Source organism: Pseudomonas entomophila (genome assembly GCF_013523125.1).
Classification (GTDB): domain Bacteria; phylum Pseudomonadota; class Gammaproteobacteria; order Pseudomonadales; family Pseudomonadaceae; genus Aquipseudomonas; species Aquipseudomonas entomophila_B.
In genome coordinates this window covers 1-1,640 of the sequence record NZ_JAAMQJ010000088.1, presented here as the reverse complement: position 1 = coordinate 1,640, position 1,640 = coordinate 1, and the positions used below count along the sequence as shown (strand labels likewise).

Below are 1,640 nucleotides of genomic sequence, written 5' to 3'. Positions count from 1 at the left end.
GCGTACCGGCGACATCTTCGCCGACATGCAGGTCAAGGCCGCGCTCACCGCCTACGGGCAGAACCGCGGACTTTACGAAGAACTCAAGGCCGACTCGCGCAAGGCCTCGGGCATCCTCGACAAGAACTTGGCCGAGCGCCGCGAGACCTCGAAACAGCAGTGGTCCGAATTGGGCCAGGCGGTCGACGACTCGATGCGCAGCATTGGCGATGCCATCCGCCCGGCCACCGACCTGGCGGCCAAGGGGCTGACCCTGGTCGCGCGCAAGGTCACTGCCCTGGCCGACGACTTCCAGCCGCTGGTCATGGGCATTGCCGGCGTCACGGCGGCCGTGATGGCCTTCGTGACCGCGCGCAGTGCGTTGAAAATCGGGCGCGGGGTGCTCAACATCGCGCTCGGTCGCAGCCTGGAAGGCATGGCCGGCCGGGGCAACCGGACCGCGCGGCCGCCTATCCACCTGCCCAAGACCGGCAGCAAGGTGCTCGACACCGGGCTGGGCCTGCTGGGCAAGGTATTCGCACCGGGCGCCTCGACTGAGGCCGCAGAGGCCGCCAACAACCCGCAGCGCGTGTTCGTGGTTAATGCCGACGCCATCGGTGGGATTGGCAGTCGGATCGCTAATAACGGCCCTGCAGGCGGTCCAAAGGGCAGTCGGCGGGCACGACGCCGGGAGCGCCGCCGCGCCGCGCGACAGGGCGGTGCTGGTGGGCCTGCTGCCAAGACCAAGCCGTCGATCAAGGTGCCTGTGCCCAAGCCGCAGATTCCGGCCGTGCCGCCTGCAGCGCCGTCAGCCCTTACCGGCATGTCGAAGCTGGGCAAGGCCGCGCGCGCGCTACATGGCGTTACACGCCTGGGCAAGTTCGTGCCAGGCGCCAAGCTGATCGATGGCGGCGCTACGGTCCTGGACGTGGCGATGAATGCCAAGACCCAGGACGAGAAGGCCGAAGGCTACGGCGGTGCTGCTGGTGGCATGGCGGGCACACTCGCCGGCGCTGCTGCAGGCGCGGCGATCGGGTCCGTGGTGCCGGTGATCGGTACAGCGGTCGGCGGTTTGGTCGGCGCGTTCCTCGGTGGGCTTGGTGGCGAGTCGGCAGGCGGCTGGCTGGGTAAGCGTCTGTTTGGCGAGGACGCGGAAGAGGCCAAGGCAGAGGACGCCAAGACAGAAGACGCCAAGACAGAAGACGCGAAGGCGAAGCCATCTATCACGCCTGCAGCAACGTTACCCGTCACGCCGCCTGCCGATCGAGAGATCAAGGCGCAGCCTGCGCCGCCGGCACGGGCTGTGTCGTATGACCCGCGCGACCCTGATTCTGAGGACGCGCTTCTGGTGCCGGCACTTGCGGCCGGGCGGGTGCGCTTCCCTGGTGCTGACCTGGTGCCTCCGGGTTACCGGGAGAAGTACGAAGCGGAGCAAGCCCAGGCGGCGCAAGCCAAGGCCGGGGCGGCGTCGGGCGTGCAGTACGGTCCAGGCGGCGAAGATCCCTTCGTGGTGCCGGCACTGACGGCTGGGCGAGTGCGCTTCCCTGGTGCTGACCTGGTGCCTCCGGGTTACCGGGAGAAGTACGAAGCCGAGCAGGCCCAGGCGGCGCGAGCCAAGGCCAAAGCGGCGACAGGCGTGCAGCATGGTGCGGCGCCAAAGC

General features: G+C 68.8%; 1 protein-coding gene. It reads left to right on the top strand.

What is annotated here, in order from left to right:
- On the top strand, positions 1-1,640 hold a 1,640-nt coding region (locus G7007_RS21625; protein WP_181105124.1), incomplete at both ends, for a phage tail tape measure protein.